This window comes from Acidobacteriota bacterium, from assembly GCA_028875575.1.
Classification (GTDB): Bacteria; Acidobacteriota; Terriglobia; order Versatilivoradales; family Versatilivoraceae; genus Versatilivorator.
In genome coordinates this window covers 23820-42253 of the sequence record JAPPDF010000081.1, presented here as the reverse complement: position 1 = coordinate 42253, position 18434 = coordinate 23820, and the positions used below count along the sequence as shown (strand labels likewise).

Genomic DNA, 18434 nt, shown 5'->3' with positions numbered 1-18434 from the left:
CGTTCGAGGAGCAATCTCATGAAATGTGTCCACCTCTGTGTCCTCTCGTTCACCCTTCTGTCGACAGGCCCTGCTCTGAAGGCGGAGGAAAGCGTGCTGATGAAGGCCCTGAAGGACGAGTTGGCGAGAACCATGGACCAGTTGCAACTCGAAGGCATGCGGAAACCCTATTACGTCGCCTACTGGGTTCATGAGACGAAGAGCATCGGGATTGCGGCCAGCCTGGGGGGAGTGCTCAACCGCGGAGAAGGCTCTTCCAACCGTTACCTGTCGGTGGAGGTGAGGGTGGGGGATTACGATCTCGACAACACCAATTTCTTCGATCTGTCCGGATTCGAATCCGGATTCGGCTCCATGCGCGGCCTGCCGCTGGCCGACGATTACAAGGAGCTGAGAAGGCAGGTCTGGCTGGCCACCGACAGCGCCTACAAGCAGGCTCTGGATCAATTCGCCAAGAAACGCGCCGTTCTACAGAACAGGACTCGCGTCGAGGAAGTTCCCGACTTCAGCCGGGAGGAGCCTTACCGATACACCGACGACAGCCCCTCCGGCCGACTGCCGGATGCGGCCCGGGTGGAGACGCTGGTGAAGGGGCTTTCAGCCGTCTTCAAGGGCATTGCGGGCGTCTTTACGTCCAACGTCCGGGCCGATCTCCGGCTCGGGACGACCTATTTCGTCAACAGCGAAGGGTCTTCCTTTACCCGGAGGTCGCCGTCCGTCTCCGTTCACGCTCTGGCGGGCACGCGGGCGGTCGATGGGACGGAGCTGGAGGACTTCGTCGCGGCCCATGGTCGCCGGTGGGAGGAGCTGCCGGACCGGACGGACCTGGCGGGACGGATTCGGGGAATGGCGGAACGGCTGGTTCAACTCCGGGAAGCGGAGTTCGTCGACCGCTACAACGGGCCGGTCCTGTTCGAAGGACAGGCGGCGGCGGAACTGGTGAACCAGGTTCTGGTGCCCAGACTTGTCGCCTTGCCGACTCCCGTGACCGACGGACCGCGGTTCCTCCCGTTCGGCGGATTCGGGGCCGGGCCGAAGAACCCGTTCCTGGACAAGCTGGGCGCCAGGGTCCTGCCGAGGTTTCTCAGCATCGTTGACGATCCGACCGTGGAAACCCATGGCCAGGTCCCGCTGCTGGGCGGATACAAGGTGGATAACGAGGGCGTGCCTGCCGGCGAGACCCGGCTGGTGCAGCGGGGGATTCTGAAGACCCTGCTGGCGACCCGCAGTCCGGTTCCGGGCGTGTCGAATAGCACCGGGAATCGGAGGAGCGTGGGCCCGTCCCCCTCCAATCTCTTCGTGGTTCCACGGGGTGGAATGAGCCGGGATGAGATGAGGGAGGAACTGCTTGGCCTGGTCGAGGAACGGGGACTGGACTTCGGGATCGTCGTGCGCCGTCTCGGAAACCCGCAAATGACGCTGTCACGGGAGCGACGGTTCGCGTTCATGCTGCCGGAAGAGAGCGGGAGATCGAACCTCGAGCCGGTGACCCTCGCGTTCAAGATCTTCCCGGACGGCCGGGAGGAGCTGATTCGAAAGGCCGAGCTGCTGGGGATCAGCGAGTCCAGCTTCCGGGACATCGTGGCCGCCTCGGAGACCCTGACCGCCTACCATACGACCTTTCGCCCCCCGCCGAGCTTTTCCTTGTCTTCACTGCTATTCAGGGGTTCGGGTCCGGTGTCGTCCGCGGTGGTATCTCTGGTCGTGCCCCAGCTTCTCTTCGAGGACCTGACCCTGAAAAGACCATCGGGGGATGTCCCTCACCTGCCTCTGATCGCTCAACCTTGAACGGATCTATCCCATGGCCACAAGACGACAGTTTCTCAAGGTCGGCGCCGGAGCCGCCGGGTTGCTTACGGCGGCCCCGACTCCGGGCGCCGGGCGCACGACTCGGAGCAAGACCGGCAAGCCGCGCCTGATCTACAACGACGACGGCAACAGCGTGGTGTTCATCCCCCACCGCTACCCCATGAAGGTGGAGGAGCTCACCGACCTGGTGGACCAGTTCTCGGGAACCCCGGTCGACCGCTACGTCTACTGCCTGGTGCTCCCGCGGGTCTTCCTGCATGACACCAAGGTGGGCGAAAGGGCCTGGGACCTGGCCAAGGGGAAGTACTCCAGCGCCGCCGATTTTCGACGAGGGGAGAACGCCCGCCACCTGGTGGAGCAGGGGAATGACCCGGTGCGGGTGCTGGGCGATCGGGCTCACCAGCGAGGGCTTCAGTATTTTGTTTCGCAGCGCATGAACGATGCCCATTTCGCTTACTCCAGGGAGGGACCGGAGAAGAACTTCTGGACCGGAACCTTCTGGCACCAGCATCCGGAACTGCGGATCGGCGGCAATTCCAAGCACTATTCCAGGCATCTCTTCGACTTCTCCCACAGCCGGATCCACGACTTTCACCTGGCCATCATCGAGGAAACCTGCCAGCGCTATGACATCGAGGGCTTCGAGCTCGACTTTCTGAGGCACCCCTTTTATTTCAAGCCGGAGGAGGCCCGCGGCAAGGCTCCCGTCATGACGGAATTCGTGAGGAAGGTGCGCCGCCGCATGCAGGAAATCGCGCGCGAGAAGGGCAGGGAACTACAGCTTCAGGTGCTGGTGCCGAGGACCCTGGAAGGGGCCCTGCAGATCGGACTGGACGTGCGGGCCTGGGTCGAGGAAGGCCTGGTGGATTCGGTCGTGCCCAAGCACTACATTCGATTCAACATGGAGGTCCCGGTGGAAGAATTCCTGGAGCTGGCCTCCGGCACCTCCATTACGGTGGCGCCCTGCCTGGAGCAGAGAATGGACGTGAGCGACGAGCAGTTCCGGGCGGCGGCGTCCAGGTACTGGCAGGCAGGGGTGGACAGCCTCTACCTCTACAACTTCTTCAACCATCGACCCCACCCCCTCTGCCAGGACGACCGCAGGATCCTGCGCGAGATCGGCGACCCCGAGGGCATCCGGCTGCGGGACAAGCACTACTTCCTGCTGCCCAACGCAAGGCACGACCTTGCCGACATCCCAAGGCAGATTCCCAGGACGCTGGACACCCGGGCCGGCGGCCATTCCGTTTCCCTGATTGTGGGCGATGACCTCCCGGCGGCAGCAGCCTCCGGGCTGGTCAAGGAGGTTGGCCTGAAGTTGGGGGTTCCCCGAATCACCCCGGAAAGCGACGAGTGGGAGGTCCATCTGAACGGAGCGCCCATTCCCCGCGACCGGCATCGCTGCCAGGCCGACCCGGTGGCCTTCGGCGAGCGCTGGATCGAGATCGACCTGACCGAGGGCCCCTACCCCCAGCCCGGCAGCAACGAAGTCCGTTTCTTCCTCAAAAAACGCAATCCCATGGTCACGGCCAAGCTGGAGCTGACCGAGGTCGAGCTCTGGGTCCGCTACCATTGACCGCAGAACCCCCGCTCGATATTATCGCCGCCACCATGAACAGCCAAGACGCCCCCGGGCGGGGAACAGTGGGCCGCCGCCAGTTCCTGCAGGCAGCGGCCATGGTATCGGGCGCTTCCGCGGCCCTGTCGTCCTTGAAGGCTGCGCCACCCGGGTCCGCGGCAGCCTCCTCGGAATCGGGAGAAGCGATCTACCTCACCGACCTGGGGCGTTGCCGGCCGGCGTCGGTGCTTTCCCGCAAACCACGGAGAAATCGCTGGAGACTCCTGGACTACCAGACCGATCGATTGAAAGGGACCATGCTGGTTGCCGGACAGAACACGGCGGCGCCTCCGGTAACTTGTCCCCTGGACCGGAAGGGTTGGCACGCCATCTATTTCGGCATTCGATCCTACGGCTACAACGAGGACAACACCCGGCTGCTGGTGCGCTTGAAGACGGACAGCGCCTTCTCCCTGATATCCCACCGCTCGAATCCGAGCCGGAGGTACCGCGTCGACGACGTCTATTGGAAGGCGGCCGACCTGACGGGCCAGGACATCGTCATGGGGCAATGGACCTCCCGGGTGGTCCCCGATGATCCCGGCTCGGTGGGCAATCCCTCCCACGGAGCCTGGGTGGCCTACATCAAGCTGGTGCCCTTGTCCGAGGAGGCAGTCCGGCGCTTGAAGGAGGAGCGGGAAGGCGGCAAGAACCGGCGGCTCTGGGCCCACAACGATGCCTGGAGCTATCACTACTCCTTTCGACCCGTCAGCGTGGCCGACATCCGGCGTGAGGTCGAGCCCTTTCGCCACACCGATTTCTCCAGGCTGTACTGGGAAGCCGCCTCCGGGGATCGCTGCAACTACTTCACCAGGATCGGGATGATGCCCTCGGACGACTGGATCGAGGATCCCTACCGGGTCGGGGACCGGCTGGCCGCGGAGAGCTGGCGCACCCTGCGGCGGAAGAATATCGATCCCTTTCGGGTGGCCCTGGAGGCTTGCCATGGGGCCGGCCTGGAGTTTCACGCCGCCTACCGGACGGCCGGGTTCCACTTCCCGGTTCCGCACCGGGAGTGGAACAGTCGCGGGTTTTACGATCGCCATCCCGAGTGGCGGGGGGTGGATCGCCGGGGTCGCAATACTCCTCGCCTTTCCTACGCCTACCCGGAAGTCCGGCGGTTCGTGGTCTCCATCCTGCAGGAAGTCGCCGGTTATCCCGTCGACGGAGTCTGTCTTCTCTACAATCGGCGCCCGCCGCTGGTGGAATACGAGCCTCCCGTAGTCGAGGGCTTCAAATCCCGGTACGGAATGGATCCAACCGGGCTGGATCCGAAAGACGCCCGTTGGCTTTCCTACCGCGCCACCTTTCTGACCCGGTTCATGCGGGAGGTCCGCCAGGCCATGGATGAGGCGGCCCGCGAGCAGAACCGGGAAAAGCCGATCCAGGTCACGGCCATCGTGATGAGCAGCCGGGAGGAGAACCTCTACTACGCCATGGACGTGGAAGGCTGGGTTCGGGAGGGACTGGTGGACGCCATCATCCCCTACACCTCAGTGACGGGATTGAACAGCGGCGCCGTTTCCTGGATGGACCCCGGCGACGCTCGGTTCTTTCAGCGGATCACCCGAGGCACCTCCTGCCGGTTGGCGCTCAACCTCATGCCGCGTCAGGTGGATGCGGAGGATTACCGCAAACGGGCTCACGCCCTCTACGAGGCGGGCATCGACCACCTGTTCTTCTGGGACACAAACTCCCGCAACGACTTCAGCACCTCCTGGAACGCCTTGCGGCGCCTGGGCCAACGCGAGGATCTTCAGTCCTGGGTTCGCCAGGGCTCTCCCGGGCTGGAGCGCCCGGGAAGCACTCTCACCAGGCTCGGAGACTGGGATCTTTCCTACATGACCCCGGGTTGACTTATTCTCATCCTGCCCGCGGCCGGATCTCCGTCTCGCGTAGGCGGGCCCAGCGTCCCCATGATCGGCACGGCACGGCTAGGGGCTTTGTCCATTCCCACCGTCACGAGTTGCCGACCCCACCGGATGGTAGCCCGCGGAGGGAACTTCCATCCAAACCACCAGGCTGAAAAGGCCCTTCGCCCTGAGCCGATGCACACCGGACCGAATTTTTCGGCATTTTTCGGACTTGAATATGCGGCATATTTTTGTTAGAGTTGCGGCATATATGTGTTGTGACCAGCCAGTGAACACTTTGACGTTGTCTGGCACTCGTTCGTCACAGACAACGGAAGGAGAATTGCCATGAGAAGCGGCGATCAAATGCTGCAGCAGATTGTTGAGAAGTCCGCCCTGGATGCGGATTTCAGGCAACAGCTTCTCGCTGACCCCAAGACGACCATCAGCGAGGAATTGGGCATCACGATTCCCGATTCGATGAACATCAAGGTCCACGAGAGCGACATGCAGACGGTGCATCTCGCCTTGCCGCCGGATCCGAACATTACCGAGGAACAGCTCGAGGCCGTCTCAGCCGGTCTTTGTTGCTGCTGGTAAGTCCCAATTGCCGTTGAAGGTGCCGGGCTGGATGCGGAATACTCCGAGTCCGCATTCCTGCGTAGCTTGAACTGAACCCCCATCACTCCCGTTGCATTGCGGGGCTGGTGGGGGTTTGTCTTTTACCCGCGTCAGGAAGAGACCGCTGCGGAAAGCACCATGAACACGTAGGCCTTGGCTTTTCGAAGCTGATTTCCGGATATCACGAGCTTGATGTGGTGAATGCCGCGCAGCAGCACAAAACGCCCGGACTTCCCGAAAAGCGTCGTCGGTCTGGAAACCCAGCCGGCCAGCGCCCCGAGCTTTTCCGGAACGACACGGTCCTCATGGCTCAGGGCATCCAGGAAGGGATCCCAGTCGGTCAGGCCGTCGAGCCAGTAGCGTGAGTCCTTTGTATATCGCTGCTTGACAATGAGCGTCAGGCCGAGCGTCGGACCGAGACCTTCTTCCCGCACGTCAAGATTCACCCCGGTCCTAACGATATTCGCACGTTCCTTGAAGCGTGAAATAACGGATTCGACAGCCGGGAGTTGACCGGGCCAACCCGTCTTTTCCAGGTAGGCACATAGTTCCTGCTGGGCCTTGAAGCCCATGATCGCCAGTCGGATTGACCGTGAGCGCGACGGGAATACGCCGAACGAATCCAGGCGGGTATCTCCCGGCTGCGCCCGGTAAGCTCGCTCGACGTTCTCCCGCTCGGCGTCATTCCTCTCCCAACCTACGCAGGAAACGAGAGCGTCAACCACCCTGCCGACATCGTCCACCTGACCACGGCCTCCGACAATCGGGCGTTCGCCGGGCCGCAGGAACATTCCCGGAAGCGGACGTTCAGCCTGCCGGGCCGAGCCGATGTCGTATTCCAGCATCAACTTGCGTCCGACGATGTCGCGCAGAGGGGAGGTCTCGGCATCCGTTTGCCTGAAAAGGCGGGTGATCGCTCTGGCGGTGTCATCGTTCCGGTCGGTCCGTGCGCGCTCGCGGAAGAATGCCGCCGATCGGGTTCCGCCGGCCACTGAAACGCCGAAGTCCGCCTCGGGCCTGCGTACATGCAGCGGCAGCTCGAAACCGAAGGGAAGGGCGCCCAATGCGATCGGAAGATTCCCGGCGCAGTCGAGGATGCGGTCCCACTCCGGATCCCCGATAAGAATCGGCGAGATGCTGTTCCGAAAGTGCCCGAGCAATTCACCCATGGTGTCGCCCTCTTGGGCGAGACGGTCCTGAGTCAATGTGACTGCCTGGTCAATATCCATTTCGTCTGCTCATGCGACTACCGGTGCGGGATTCAAATCGGCTTCAGCGAGAGGTTGCCCGCGGCGGCCCATGGTGACCGGAACGTCGTAGAGGCGCCCGGGCGCGAATCTTGCCCAGAAATGGCGCATGCCCGGAACGATGACTCGCACCACCGGCATGCCGATGTCGGGCCGGGTCTGATCCAGCACCAGGAATTCCATTCCCCTGGCTTCCACCAGCGCGCGGCAATATTCCAGGTCTTCGCGCGTGTCCGTCGTTTCAATCGCCGAATACTGCGAAGCCTGGCGGAGAGGTTCTTCTGCCGAAGGCGCCAGCCAGGAGCAATCAGCCAGTCTAGCGGTCTTCCACCACCAAAGCGCCAGAGGATCGTCGATCATGGGCCGCCCGTCGCCCCTCCCGGGGCGCGGCAGCCAGGTAAGGCACTGGTTCAATTCGCAAATGGCGCGCAGGGCCGCTATGCGCGGGTCGGAGTGGGCGCCGGCGCCGTAGATGATGTCCTCGGTTTGGGCGTCCGGTCTGCGCGAGATCGCAACCAAGGTGGGAATGCCGATATCGGAGGTGACGTCGAGCATCCATAGACTCCGCTCCCAGCGGGCGTAGTAGTCGGAGGCCGATGCCAGGTAATCGTCGTCGAAGCTGACGAGGTCGACCGCCGGCACGCGCAGCCGGTTGTACCACCAGATGGCGAAGGCATCGCGCTCGGCCAGTTCATAGAAGCCCTGCAGGATGGCTTCTTCCAGGGTATTGCCGGCGGCGCAGCCGTTGGAATCGGCGACCAGGTCCGAGGGACCGCGCTCTTCGGCCGGCATGCTGTAGAGCATGGAGGTGGGCAGGTAGCGATGCTGCTGCCGGGTCAGCGACCATACCGGTGTCCAGTCTATGGCGGCGTCGGGATCGAGACGCGCCGGGACGATGTTGTAGGGGTGGCCCTTGGCGTTGATGCTCTCCGCGTTGTCAAGCTGATGGTCGCTGAAGAGCTGGACATCGTTGGGATGGATGGCCTCTTCTCCCCCGGCGAACTGGGCGAGTCGCTTGCGGGTGCGGATCTCGTCTCCATGACGGGCGCCCGAATAGCGCTCCAGCGCCTCGCACAGGGCGCTGACCTCGGATTGCTCTCGTGTGCTGCCCTTGCCGGCGCTCTTGCTGCGCAGACTGCGCCTCAGCGAGCTCAGGCTCCGGCTTCTCATGCCGAGATTGGCGCCGGCCCAGTAGACATGCAGCCAGGGATCGGTCTCATCGGTAGTACGCTTGAGCCAGGTGACGACACCGCTGGTCGGGCTCACCAGGTGGCGGTATTTCGCCAGGGTGACTTCGGGCGCCACCGTGCGCGCGCCGCCGCTGTTGCGATGGGTCTTGGGACTGGATTTCAGACACAGCGGGGCCGGAAGCCGATCCGGCCGGCGCATCCCTTCGTCGCCGCAGGTCGGGCACTGAGGCCGGCGCATGACCCGATGGTGCGAACTTGCGAACGTGCCGACGTTCAACGCGATCGCCTGTCGGTCCATCGGGGCCGCCTCATCCAGCACCAGCCACTTGACAATTTCCGCGGCGATCAAGCCGTACAGCCCTTCAAGAACCGCGGGTTGAGTTGCGAAGGGCTTGAAGGCGGACTCCTCGCCGGCAACGTTGCGCAAAAAATGGTGAACTTCCCGATGGCCGCGCAGGCGGAAAGCCAAGCAGTCCCAGCAGGGTCCTTGTCCGTCGGCGCGAAAGACGGGGCCGAACAGCGCTTCCATGCCACGCGGCCGCACCAGCGTCCAGGGCTTTCCCGCCTCGAGCTGGCGCCGATTCACTTCCCCAAGGCCTGCTCCGAGGTAATCGTCGCAGACAATGACGGTGAGCCCGGGATCGCCGGTCCCCATGCCGGCGCCGCTCGCTTCCAGATGCCGGATGAGGCGGCCGTCGTCACCTTCAACTGCGACGCGCGATTCCACCAACCGTTGTTCGACCCAGCCTGGCGAGGCGCCGAGCGACGACCAGTAGGCCGCCCGGCATCGGTCCATGCCATGGTTGCCGGAGACGACATAGCCCTTGGCAGAGAGCGAAACGATGGCGGCAAGAACATCGGCGGCGGCGTGGGCTCCCTCAAGCGCCGCCACAATCGTGTCTTGCTGGCGCCGGCCGTCGAGCAACGGCAGCAGATCGGAGTACAGCTTGCCGTGCAGAAGGGTATTGAACGATTCGGAAACCAGCAGGGTCTGCTGTACGCCGACAGGGTGGAATTGCAGATGGGGGGTAAGAGCGGGAAGCTCGACCGGACCCAGGTCCGCGGGGGTCGTCTTGACCAATATTCCCTGTCGGGGTTCCGTGTCCGTCCGGACTGGCATCTGGGATTTCCGCGCCGGATCGGCCGGCGCGTTCATGCGCGCGCCTGGAGCCTGTCGATCTCGGCGGCAGCGCGGGACGCGGTTTCGGTGACCAGCGACTCCAGCGCATCGAAATCCTCGTGCCCGCAAGCGTTGGCAACAAGAGACTTGACCTTCGGCCTTGCCCCGGCCAGGTCGAATCCTTTCTCGCCGATGAGGCTGGTGATGCCCTGCAAGTCCCGCCACATGGCCGCGGCTTGAGCCAGCGGCTCGGAGCCGGCGCCCTTGAACACCGCTGCGGCGGTCGGAGCCGGATCGTCGAGACCGGCTCCGTTACTCCTCAACTGCAGGTATCGTGCGGCCCTTTCGACATCCTCCAGCCCGCCGCGCATATGAAGGTATGCGGACACGCCCGGCTCGGCGGGGTCTTCCGAGGGCACTTGCAACCGGGCAATCAGAGACTCGTTGGCGCCGCATTCGGCCAGGGCTTCGCGCCGGGCTTCACCGAAGCGGCGGCCGATTTCGGAATCGCCGCACTCGAACACGCAGCGCGCCCTGCTCAGGACGGGAACCTTGCCGGAAGCAGGACTGCAACTATGCTCGGCCAGTTCGGATAGCGGCAGCGCCAGAAGGGAATTCGAATCGGGCCGCACGGGGGAGAACAGGAGGTTGTCCTTTGCCAGGTCGGTCAGGGCTTGTCGGAAGCGCCGGCACAGACGATCGTTTTCGCCAATCTTCCGTCCGTCGTGGACGAACAGCATGTCGATCGCCACTCCGGGATAGGCTTCCCGGCTGGCAAGATCGCCCAGGAATATGGCAGCCACCCCACCCGCCCGCAACGGCCCGACCTTGTCGACAACATCCGCGACCACGGCGGCAAGCACGGTCGATATGGAAGCCTCGGCAAGATGGGACAGCGCGGTCTTTGCCTCGTCCGGCGACAGGTTTCCCCGCACGAGGTGCATACCGACCTGAAATGCCTTGTCGTTGGACCAGTTTCGCACGATTTCGGCGCTTTCCCCGGCATCGGCCGTCGGCAGTTCGGCGATCAGGTCCTTCATTTCCCGGACACCCATTTCGTGCGTCCAATAAAGCCTGGTAAGCCCGCGCCTGGCAATCGTTTCGTATTCCTGATTCGGTCCGAATCCTTTCGGCAGGTCGAGATCGGTGAACTCCCGGTCCTGCAAGTTGTCGAGAAGTTCCGGATTGCGTTCGATCGATCTGGCGAGTCGCGGGGCGGCGCCGAAGATTTCGACGATTGCCTCGAAGGCGTCGGGACGGGCCGCGGAAATCGGGCTGTCGTAGGCGCTCCAGTCATCGATTTCCGGATAGAAATGCTTGCGCCACTGGTCCACCAACGGATCCATTTTCTCGAACCAGCGCTTCGGCCGCAGCACGATGTTCATCATGTCGGCGTAGGTTCCCGGCAATTCCGGCGATTCATCGGCGCCGCGAACCTGGAGCAGCGGATAGTGGCGGGATGCCACCGCATGGTGATCGGCATGGCGCTGCATGTTGAAGAACATCCAGTTGCTGAACTTCCAGTCGGCGCTCCAGGAATGGCGCGGCATCACCTTTTCCCAGCGGCCGTTGGGAAGTCGGACCCGGCGCAAACCGTAGTGTTGAAAGTAGTTGCTGATCTTCATGGAAAAGACGCAGCTCAGCCCCAGGAAGGCAAAGACCAGCACCGCCAGGATCCCGCTCATCCAGAACACGAGTCCATACCAGAAGGCGACCGCCAGGCCGTAGCGCCAAAAGGGATTGCTGTAGTGCCACCGGGGCAGACGTCGCCGCGCCAGGCGTTGTCGAACGGCTTCCCAGGAATTGGTGAGGTTGCTTACCACTTCCTTGGGGAAATATCTCCAGAAGCTCTCTCCTTTTGGAGCCGATCCCACGTCATGGGGCGTGCCGACCTGGGCATGGTGGATGTAGACATGCTCGGTGGCATATTGCGGATAGGATGCAGAGGCGAGCAGGAATTCGCCGAGCCGCCGTTCCCAGGCGGAACGCCGATGAATCAGTTCGTGACCGACGACGAATACGGCCTGCGCTTCCATGGTCAAGATGATCGCCAGGAGCACGTCTTCCCAGATGGCGAACCGATTGGCGACCAGGATTTGCCAGAGGCCGAAAATGAGGGTCGGTGGCCACAGAAACGCCCAGGTCCAGACCGGCAAGTTGTGCCACAGCAGCCGGCGTTCCGGTGTGTTCCTCGGGTCCATGTTGCGCCCGTCCAGACCCAGTGCGCGATCCAGCGGCCCCGCGACGCTCATGAAGAGAAAGGCCGGCAACAACCACCAGCCGCCATAGATGGCGGCGACAAGAATCAAGGGGAAAATGCCCAGTGGCAGATAGTGCGGGAGGGCGTTGCGAATTGACGGCTCGATGTAGGGTGTGACGTCGGCCTTGTTCGGGCCCAAACCTTTACCCATGGCCGTATCTTGCGGCATGGCAGTGTCTCTGTTGGGCTATCGATTCCCTGGATGGAGGTTCATCTTACCATCGGAAGTCGTAACCTGCGAATCCTTCAGGCTCCCAGGATTTCGACGAGGCGCCCCAGAGCTTCGACGCAAAACGCGGAGGTCACGGATTCAGAGCCATGTCCTATCTGCCCTGCCGCGCCCCACTTCAGCGACTGGTCGCCAAACGCAAGAAGCTCCGGCCAGCTACCGTCGTCACGTTGTGAACCTGTCAACTTCTCCACTTGGCGCCTGGCGTCGATGCTTTCAAGCCCTCCGACATTATGGAGCGCCGACACCGCCTGAGCGGTCTGAAGGATGTTGCCGAATTCTCCCTGCCGGTCGCGCAAGCCCAGGATTCGATCCGCAATAACGGGACGTAGGCGATCGAGGGCAGGCTGCACGCGAACCATGGCGCGGGTGATTGCGTAGTAGATGGCGACCGTGTCGGGGTACCACTTCGACGAGCCTTCCAGGCCATCCTCCGCAATCAAGGACTCCAGCCATCGTTGGGCACGCCTGGTTTCGGGGTGGTCGCCCAGGTAGGCAATGGCATTGGCGTTGACCACGGGGTCGGCTTCGAAGCGAAAGGTCGCCACCACATTGGGTTCGTCTTTCGCCAGCATCCAGGTCTTGAAACGACCCTCCTTGTCGCGATTGGCCAATATCCCCGGAACGTTCCTTCCAAGAAGAATCCAGGGGTGAGTTCCGATCACCAGCGAACAGAGTGTCGTGCTGTCGAGATCCTGGGGTAGATGGCGGTAGTAGCGCCAGAATCCCGGATACTCGATGGTGTTGACAAGATAGGCCCTGGTAGCCGCGCACATGGCTTTGGCCCGCGCTTCATCGCAACTTTTCAGCGCCAGCACGCAGAGAGCCGATACAAACGGAGGTTTTTCGAAATGCCGTGGGACATCGGGGTTGGCTACGTTGTACCGGATGCAGTGCCAGGCTCCATGGTCGTCGATAGTGGATTCCAGGAATGCGAGACCGCGGCGGATGCTCTCTCGGCCTGCTTTCGAGAGTGCCTCGGGTGCAAGGGAATGCACCCCGGCAGCCTGCGGCTTCGGGTCATGGGAACGAATCGGAGGCGCGGGATCGTGCATGGTCTTTTTGAGAAATTCGAGTGAGGCCGCGCCGGTCCTGGCCTCCTCCCGTTCTTCCCGGCTGAGTTTGCCAGGCGGCGGAAGCACCAGGTGGGTTGCGTTATAGGATTCTTCGTGCACGTGAATCTCGTGGTCCGCGGGCAGCGTCACCCCAAATTCCTGCTCGATGGCATCTTTCGGACTTGCGAGCAGGCGTGCTCGAAATTCGTTGTCTTCGCCAGCTCTGGTTTCGAGGAATTCTGCTGCCTCGATGACCTTTTTCATGGATGCCTTCCACTCTGATACTTCGGATCAGGCGATCTGCCTCTTGACCAGCTCCCTGAACACCCCGTCGACCTCCATGAGTTCCTTGAAGGAGCCGTTTTGCACAACCCTTCCAGCCTGCAACACGTAGATGCGGTCAGCCTGTTCCAGCGTGGACAAGCGGTGGGCGATGACGATCCGGGTCGAGGTCAGGGCAGCCAGGTTCTGCATGACCTTGGCCTGGCATTCGTTGTCCAGCCAGTTGGTTGCCTCGTCAAGCAACATGATTCGCGGGGCGCCGATCACCGAGCGGGCGATGGTGACCCGCTGACTCTCGCCGCCTGAAAGGACGGCACCGCTGGTGCCGACCATGGTCATCATGCCCATGGGCATGCTCTTGATCTGTTTTTCGATTTCGGCAAGCCGGACCGCCGACCATACTTCTTCGGTGGCCACTTCCTGGTGGTGACTGACCAGGTTGTCCCAGAGGTCCTGAGGATGGAGTCCGACCGACTGCGGCACCGCGCCGATTTTCCGTCGCACCTGTTTCAGGTTCAGGTGCCTCAGATCACGCCCATCGTAATACACGGCGCCGGCCGATGGCCGGTCGATTCCAAGCGCGAGGCGGAACAGGGTGCTCTTGCCCGCACCCGACTCGCCCGCAATCGCGACGAATTCACCAGGGCCGGCGTGAATGGTGACATCCTCGAGAACCAGAGGACCGTCGGGATCGTAGCGAAGGGAAACGTGGTCGAACAGGATGTCGCCGCCCAGAAATTCGACCGGCTCTCCTTCGACCTCGGTTTCAGGAACCGGGGCGAGCAGCGGACGCATCTGATCGAACGCCGGCAGCATGGCGGCAACGGTACCGAAGGACTCGCCCAGCCGGGCTATGGCGGACTGGAAGGCGATGAATACAATGTAGACGACCAGGAAATCGCCGACCGGGACGCCGCGGCCGTCCCCGGCAGCCACCGCGAAAAGCAGTACCCCACCGGCAAGAAAGGGGAGCGCGGCGCCGAATGCCCGCGAATGTCCCTCCAGTGCGCCGACTTCAATCTCCGCCCGTTTCTGCTCGCGATAATCCCGCGCCCAGATGGCGAAAGCCGACCCTTCCGCGCCATCCACCCGCAGCTTGGCGATTCCGCCTACGATCTGGAACAGCCGGCCGGCTACGCGACGTGTGGCGCTGATCATCCGCCCGTAAGGTGGAATCTGGCGCAACCCAAGGGCCAGGTTGACCAGCAAGGAAGCCAGGCTGAAGATGAGAGCGATGACCCCAAGGGTGGAATCGTAGAAGAAGATCAGGCCGAAAACCGGAAGCAAAAAGATGATCGACAGCAGGCCATCGGCGACGATTTCTCGTATGCCATCGCGAAGATTCTGGAACGTCATTCCCGACATGGCCAGATCGCCGCTTGGGTGGCGGCGCAGAATGCTTGGCGGGAGGCGCATGAGGCGGTCCCAAAAGGCAGCTTCGACCCGCGAGGCCGAGCTCCCCTCGAGCCGCATCATGGCTGTGCTTTGAAGCAGGTGCAGCAGCGCGCCGAGCAGACCGAACCCGGCCAGCGTCACGGCCACGGCATAGAGCGTTCCGGCGCTTCCACCCGCCACGATATGGTTGGCGACAAATCCTAGCGCCAGTGCCGGCAGCAGTTTGATCAGGCCTCCCGGAAGCCCCGCAATCAGCAACCGCGCCATATCCACGGCCGATCCACGCAGAGCCATTCTCAGCAGGTCTGCCGGCTTCGCGCTCCCCGACGGCAATGGCCGATAGAACATCCAGGCTTCCGTCCCCAAAGCTCCGGCGCGATCGGCCGTCATGCGAACGCTGCGCTTGCTGATCGGGTCGATTTCCCGGTAGCGTCCGAACATTCCCGGCAAAAGCGCAACCGGCCGGCCGTCCTCGGCGCGGAAAGCCAGCATGGCGGTGCTGTCGCCGCGCCACCAGGCGCCCTCGGCTCTGAATCTCACCCGCCGGGCGCGTACTCCTGACGCATCGAGAACGTCAACCAGGCCCACCGGAGAGTCGGAAGATCCCGAACGGACTGGAATCCGGAAATCGATTCCCTGGTACCTGCCGATGATTTCCAGGGCATCCGCCAGAGCCGTGTCCTCCACGCGGGCATCACCGTCCATCGGCAGGTCATAAATATTGAACAGCCGCTGCCGGGCGGCTTTTTCGGCCGTGTGGCGGCTGGTTGTGCGCGCGCGTTCGAGATTGGCATTATCGACCACGGCCAATCGCCGGTTGAGGCGTTCCATGCCGAAAGCAACCGAATGAAAGGAGGCGAGCGCCGGCAGCAGCTTGCCTTGCTTGGCCAGTGTTTCAGTCGATTCGCCCGAGAGTGTTGCCTCGTCGAACAAGGTGAGCCAGGCTGTCCGCGTCAGCGGTATCATGGCTTCCCGTGGGCCGCTTGCCTCGGCAAGCTCCGCCCGGTCAACCATGTCCATGAAAAGGCTTGCGCCACTCGGCGGTTCCGACACCCATACCACGCCTCGCCGTGCCGATAACGTACAAGGGCCCAGGGTCTGCGTGAGTCCGGGTTCGGCCAGAGCGGTCGGTCGCGGAAGGCGGACTGCAAAACGCGAAAGGGTGTCGGTCATGGCGGTCAGCCAGGTATCGATCTGTTCCGCCAGTTCTGCCGGATGAACTTCGGACAGCAAGGATGCCGGCAGGCGCTTCAGAAGCGTGCCTGGCGATCCCTTGGCAATCAGGCTGAGCGTGGTGTCGTCGTCGTTGTCTCGCTGGTCCGGTGCGACACCCGGCAGCAACCGGCCCGGTTGGCGGCGCATCAGGTGCTGCGGCGCCGCCTGCTCCACCCCGTCCTTGAACTCGACCAGGAAGAGATTGACGGCGCCTTGATCGATGAACCAGACGCTGTCCGGGTCGTCGAGTTTCAAAGGCAGGTTGCCGGCGCAAGGCACAGTTGTGCCGGAGCGTCCCGCGAGTTCGGCTATTGACCTGTATTCCGGCATCAGCCCGACCTCACCAGCTTGTAATAGGCGCCATCCCGGTCCGCAATCAACTCGTCGTGTGTGCCGCGCTGCACTTCGACACCCTCGTCCAGCACGATGATTTCGTCGCAATCCCGCACGGTGCTCAGACGGTGGGCCACGATCAGGCAGGTGACACCGCGACGCCGCAAGGCCTCGTCGACGTGTTCCTCCGTGGCTGCATCCAGCGCGCTGGTCGCCTCGTCCAGAATGAGCACCGTCGGATGGCCCACCAATGCACGGGCAATTTCCAGCCGCTGCCGCTGGCCGCCGCTGAAATTCACCCCGCCTTCCTCGACCAGGGTCGAATATCCCTGTGGCCTGACCAGGATTTCGTCATGGATGCAGGCATCTCGCGTTGCGTCGACGATGGCCGTATCCGGAACGGCCGGGTTCCAAAGGGTGATGTTGTCGCGCAGGGACGCGGAAAAAAGCACAACTTCCTGATCCACCATGGAAATGGACCGCCGCAGGACTTCCTCGGGAATCTCTTCCCGCGGATGGCCGTCAAACAGGATTTCGCCCGACCAGGGCTGATAGATGCCCGAAACCAGGCGCGCCAGAGTCGACTTGCCGGAACCGCTGGGGCCGACCACGGCAACTCGCTGTCCCGGCTTGATCACCAGGTTGAAGTCCTTGATCAAGGGTGGCCGGCTCTTGTTGAAACCGAAGGAGACGTTTCGCATTTCGAGCTGGCCTGCAAGTTGGAGCCGGCCATTGAAGGTGGGGATTGACGCCGTTTCCGGACTGCGGCGGTTGAAAACGGGGTCTTCAGCCGTCTTGAAGATGTCCTCCAGTCGTTGCAAGTCGGTTTCGAGCGCCCGGCGTTTGTCGGCGAACTCCAAAAATCGCCCCACGGGCGCCAGAAACATCTCGGCCAGGATATAGAACCCAACCAGCATCCCCAGGGTCATGTCCCCGGTCATGACCAGGCTTCCCCCAATGCCCAGGACCGCCGCGCTGCGAAGTGTCGTGATCAGGCCCGGAAGCGCCGTACTGACAGAGCCCAGTTCGGAAACGAGCTGGCGCGCCTGCAGTTCGCGCGCCTGCTGACCGCTCCAGCGAGAGAAGAACCGGTCATCCGATCCGGTCATGCGCAGGTTGTCGGCATGGCTCAACATCTGCATGCCCACGCCAATCAGCAATCCTTGTTCGCGCCTCATCGCCTGGCTTCGAACAGTCCGGAGCCGGTTCAGGAAGTGGGCCAGCAATCCGTGCAGCAGGGCCAGAGACAGCACGATCAGCGCGAGCAGGACATCGTAGGCAAACATCGCGATGAGCAGGACCGCGCTCATGGCCATGTCGATTACGAGCACAAGAAACTGGTCCGTCAGATTTTTCGCGACTCTGTCGGTGGATGAAACTCGATCGGTCAAATCGCCGACCAGCCGGTGTTGAAAAAACTCCACCGGCAACCGCAGCAGCCGTGACATGCCACGATTGAAGCCAATCACGGAAATCCGGATGGCGAGACGCTTCAGGAATCGGTGCTTGAGCAGGGACAGGATGTAAACCAGGATCCCGCCGCCAAGCAACGCTGCCACCAACCCACCCCAGGGCCCGTGGCTTTGCAGAACATCGTCCACGAATACACTGAGAGATGCGGGAACAACCAGCGCCAGCAACGCCAGCATGAGCGCGCAGGCAATCACCCAGGCGAGCACACTCCATGATCCGGCGAGCAAACCGGCCAATTGCCCGAACAAGCCGGGCCGTTCGCCACCGGGTCTGAAATCGGCGCCCCGCTCGAACCGCAGCGCAATGCCGCTGTAGCTCTTGTTGAACTCTTCGGCGAGAACCCTGCGCCGCCCCGTGGACGGGTCGTTGAGATGGAAATGGTCGCCGTCGAACCCTTCGAGGACGACGAAGTGGCTGAATTGCCAGAAGAGGATCAGGGGCAACTGCAGCTTCTTCAGTTGATTGGCGCGAAGGCTGAGTCCGCTGCAGCGGAGCCCATAGTGTTTGGAGGCGCGAAAGATGCTGGCGGCGCTGCTACCGTCGCGGCTCACCTCGCATTTCTCGCGCAGTTCGGTCAGCGGCACCCAGCGACCGAAGTAGGCCAGTACGCTGCCAAGGCAGGCGGCGCCACATTCCGATGCGTGCATCTGCAACAGAATTGGCGTGGTTATCCTTCTTTTGGAGACCTCGGACGCGGCCTTGTTGCTTCGCCTTTTGGAGACCCTCGGCGGCAT

At 62.7% G+C, this 18434-nt stretch carries 10 protein-coding genes; 4 read left to right on the top strand and 6 right to left on the bottom strand.

Annotation, left to right across the window (positions count from 1 at the left end; translation table 11 throughout):
• Positions 1-18: 18 nt before the first annotated feature.
• From OXI69_12750 to OXI69_12735, 4 genes are all read left to right on the top strand, one after another.
• Positions 19-1788 (top strand): metallopeptidase TldD-related protein, encoded by a 1770-nt coding sequence (locus tag OXI69_12750; GenBank protein ID MDE2667011.1) that lies wholly within the window; start codon positions 19-21, stop codon positions 1786-1788.
• Between the two features lie 13 nt (positions 1789-1801).
• On the top strand, positions 1802-3385 hold the full coding sequence (locus OXI69_12745; GenBank protein MDE2667010.1) for a hypothetical protein: 1584 nt from the start codon (positions 1802-1804) through the stop codon (positions 3383-3385).
• Positions 3386-3420: 35 nt separating this feature from the next.
• Entirely contained in the window at positions 3421-5283 is a 1863-nt protein-coding gene (locus OXI69_12740; protein MDE2667009.1) for a family 10 glycosylhydrolase, read from the top strand.
• A 345-nt stretch (positions 5284-5628) separates the two neighbouring features.
• Positions 5629-5880, top strand: a complete 252-nt coding sequence (locus tag OXI69_12735; GenBank protein ID MDE2667008.1) for an NHLP leader peptide family RiPP precursor — start codon at positions 5629-5631, stop codon at positions 5878-5880.
• A 131-nt stretch (positions 5881-6011) separates the two neighbouring features.
• Here the strand turns inward: OXI69_12735 and OXI69_12730 are convergent, their stop codons facing one another.
• From OXI69_12730 to OXI69_12705, 6 genes are all read right to left on the bottom strand, one after another.
• A complete protein-coding gene (locus tag OXI69_12730) occupies positions 6012-7130 on the bottom strand; it encodes a hypothetical protein (GenBank protein ID MDE2667007.1) in 1119 nt (372 codons plus the stop codon).
• 9 nt (positions 7131-7139) lie between these two features.
• On the bottom strand, positions 7140-9458 hold the full coding sequence (locus OXI69_12725) for a TOMM precursor leader peptide-binding protein (GenBank protein MDE2667006.1): 2319 nt from the start codon (positions 9456-9458) through the stop codon (positions 7140-7142).
• Positions 9459-9490: 32 nt separating this feature from the next.
• Positions 9491-11887, bottom strand: a complete 2397-nt coding sequence (locus OXI69_12720) for a fatty acid desaturase (GenBank protein ID MDE2667005.1) — start codon at positions 11885-11887, stop codon at positions 9491-9493.
• A 77-nt stretch (positions 11888-11964) separates the two neighbouring features.
• Positions 11965-13266, bottom strand: coding sequence for a hypothetical protein (locus OXI69_12715; protein MDE2667004.1), 1302 nt, complete (start codon positions 13264-13266; stop codon positions 11965-11967).
• A gap of 27 nt (positions 13267-13293) precedes the next feature.
• Positions 13294-16149, bottom strand: a complete 2856-nt coding sequence (locus tag OXI69_12710; protein ID MDE2667003.1) for an ATP-binding cassette domain-containing protein — start codon at positions 16147-16149, stop codon at positions 13294-13296.
• A 74-nt stretch (positions 16150-16223) separates the two neighbouring features.
• The gene (locus tag OXI69_12705) at positions 16224-18434 is read right to left on the bottom strand and encodes an NHLP family bacteriocin export ABC transporter peptidase/permease/ATPase subunit (protein MDE2667002.1); all 2211 of its coding nucleotides are present in this window, start codon (positions 18432-18434) and stop codon (positions 16224-16226) included.

Bases quoted from the DNA above. Each gene is read 5' to 3' on its own strand.
- OXI69_12750 (MDE2667011.1), top strand. From the start codon at position 19: ATGAAATGTGTCCACCTCTGTGTCCTCTCGTTCACCCTTCTGTCGACA.
- OXI69_12745 (MDE2667010.1), top strand. From the start codon at position 1,802: ATGGCCACAAGACGACAGTTTCTCAAGGTCGGCGCCGGAGCCGCCGGG.
- OXI69_12740 (MDE2667009.1), top strand. From the start codon at position 3,421: ATGAACAGCCAAGACGCCCCCGGGCGGGGAACAGTGGGCCGCCGCCAG.
- OXI69_12735 (MDE2667008.1), top strand. From the start codon at position 5,629: ATGAGAAGCGGCGATCAAATGCTGCAGCAGATTGTTGAGAAGTCCGCC.
- OXI69_12730 (MDE2667007.1), bottom strand. From the start codon at position 7,130: ATGGATATTGACCAGGCAGTCACATTGACTCAGGACCGTCTCGCCCAA.
- OXI69_12725 (MDE2667006.1), bottom strand. From the start codon at position 9,458: ATGCCAGTCCGGACGGACACGGAACCCCGACAGGGAATATTGGTCAAG.
- OXI69_12720 (MDE2667005.1), bottom strand. From the start codon at position 11,887: ATGCCGCAAGATACGGCCATGGGTAAAGGTTTGGGCCCGAACAAGGCC.
- OXI69_12715 (MDE2667004.1), bottom strand. From the start codon at position 13,266: ATGAAAAAGGTCATCGAGGCAGCAGAATTCCTCGAAACCAGAGCTGGC.
- OXI69_12705 (MDE2667002.1), bottom strand. From the start codon at position 18,434: ATGCCGCCGAGGGTCTCCAAAAGGCGAAGCAACAAGGCCGCGTCCGAG.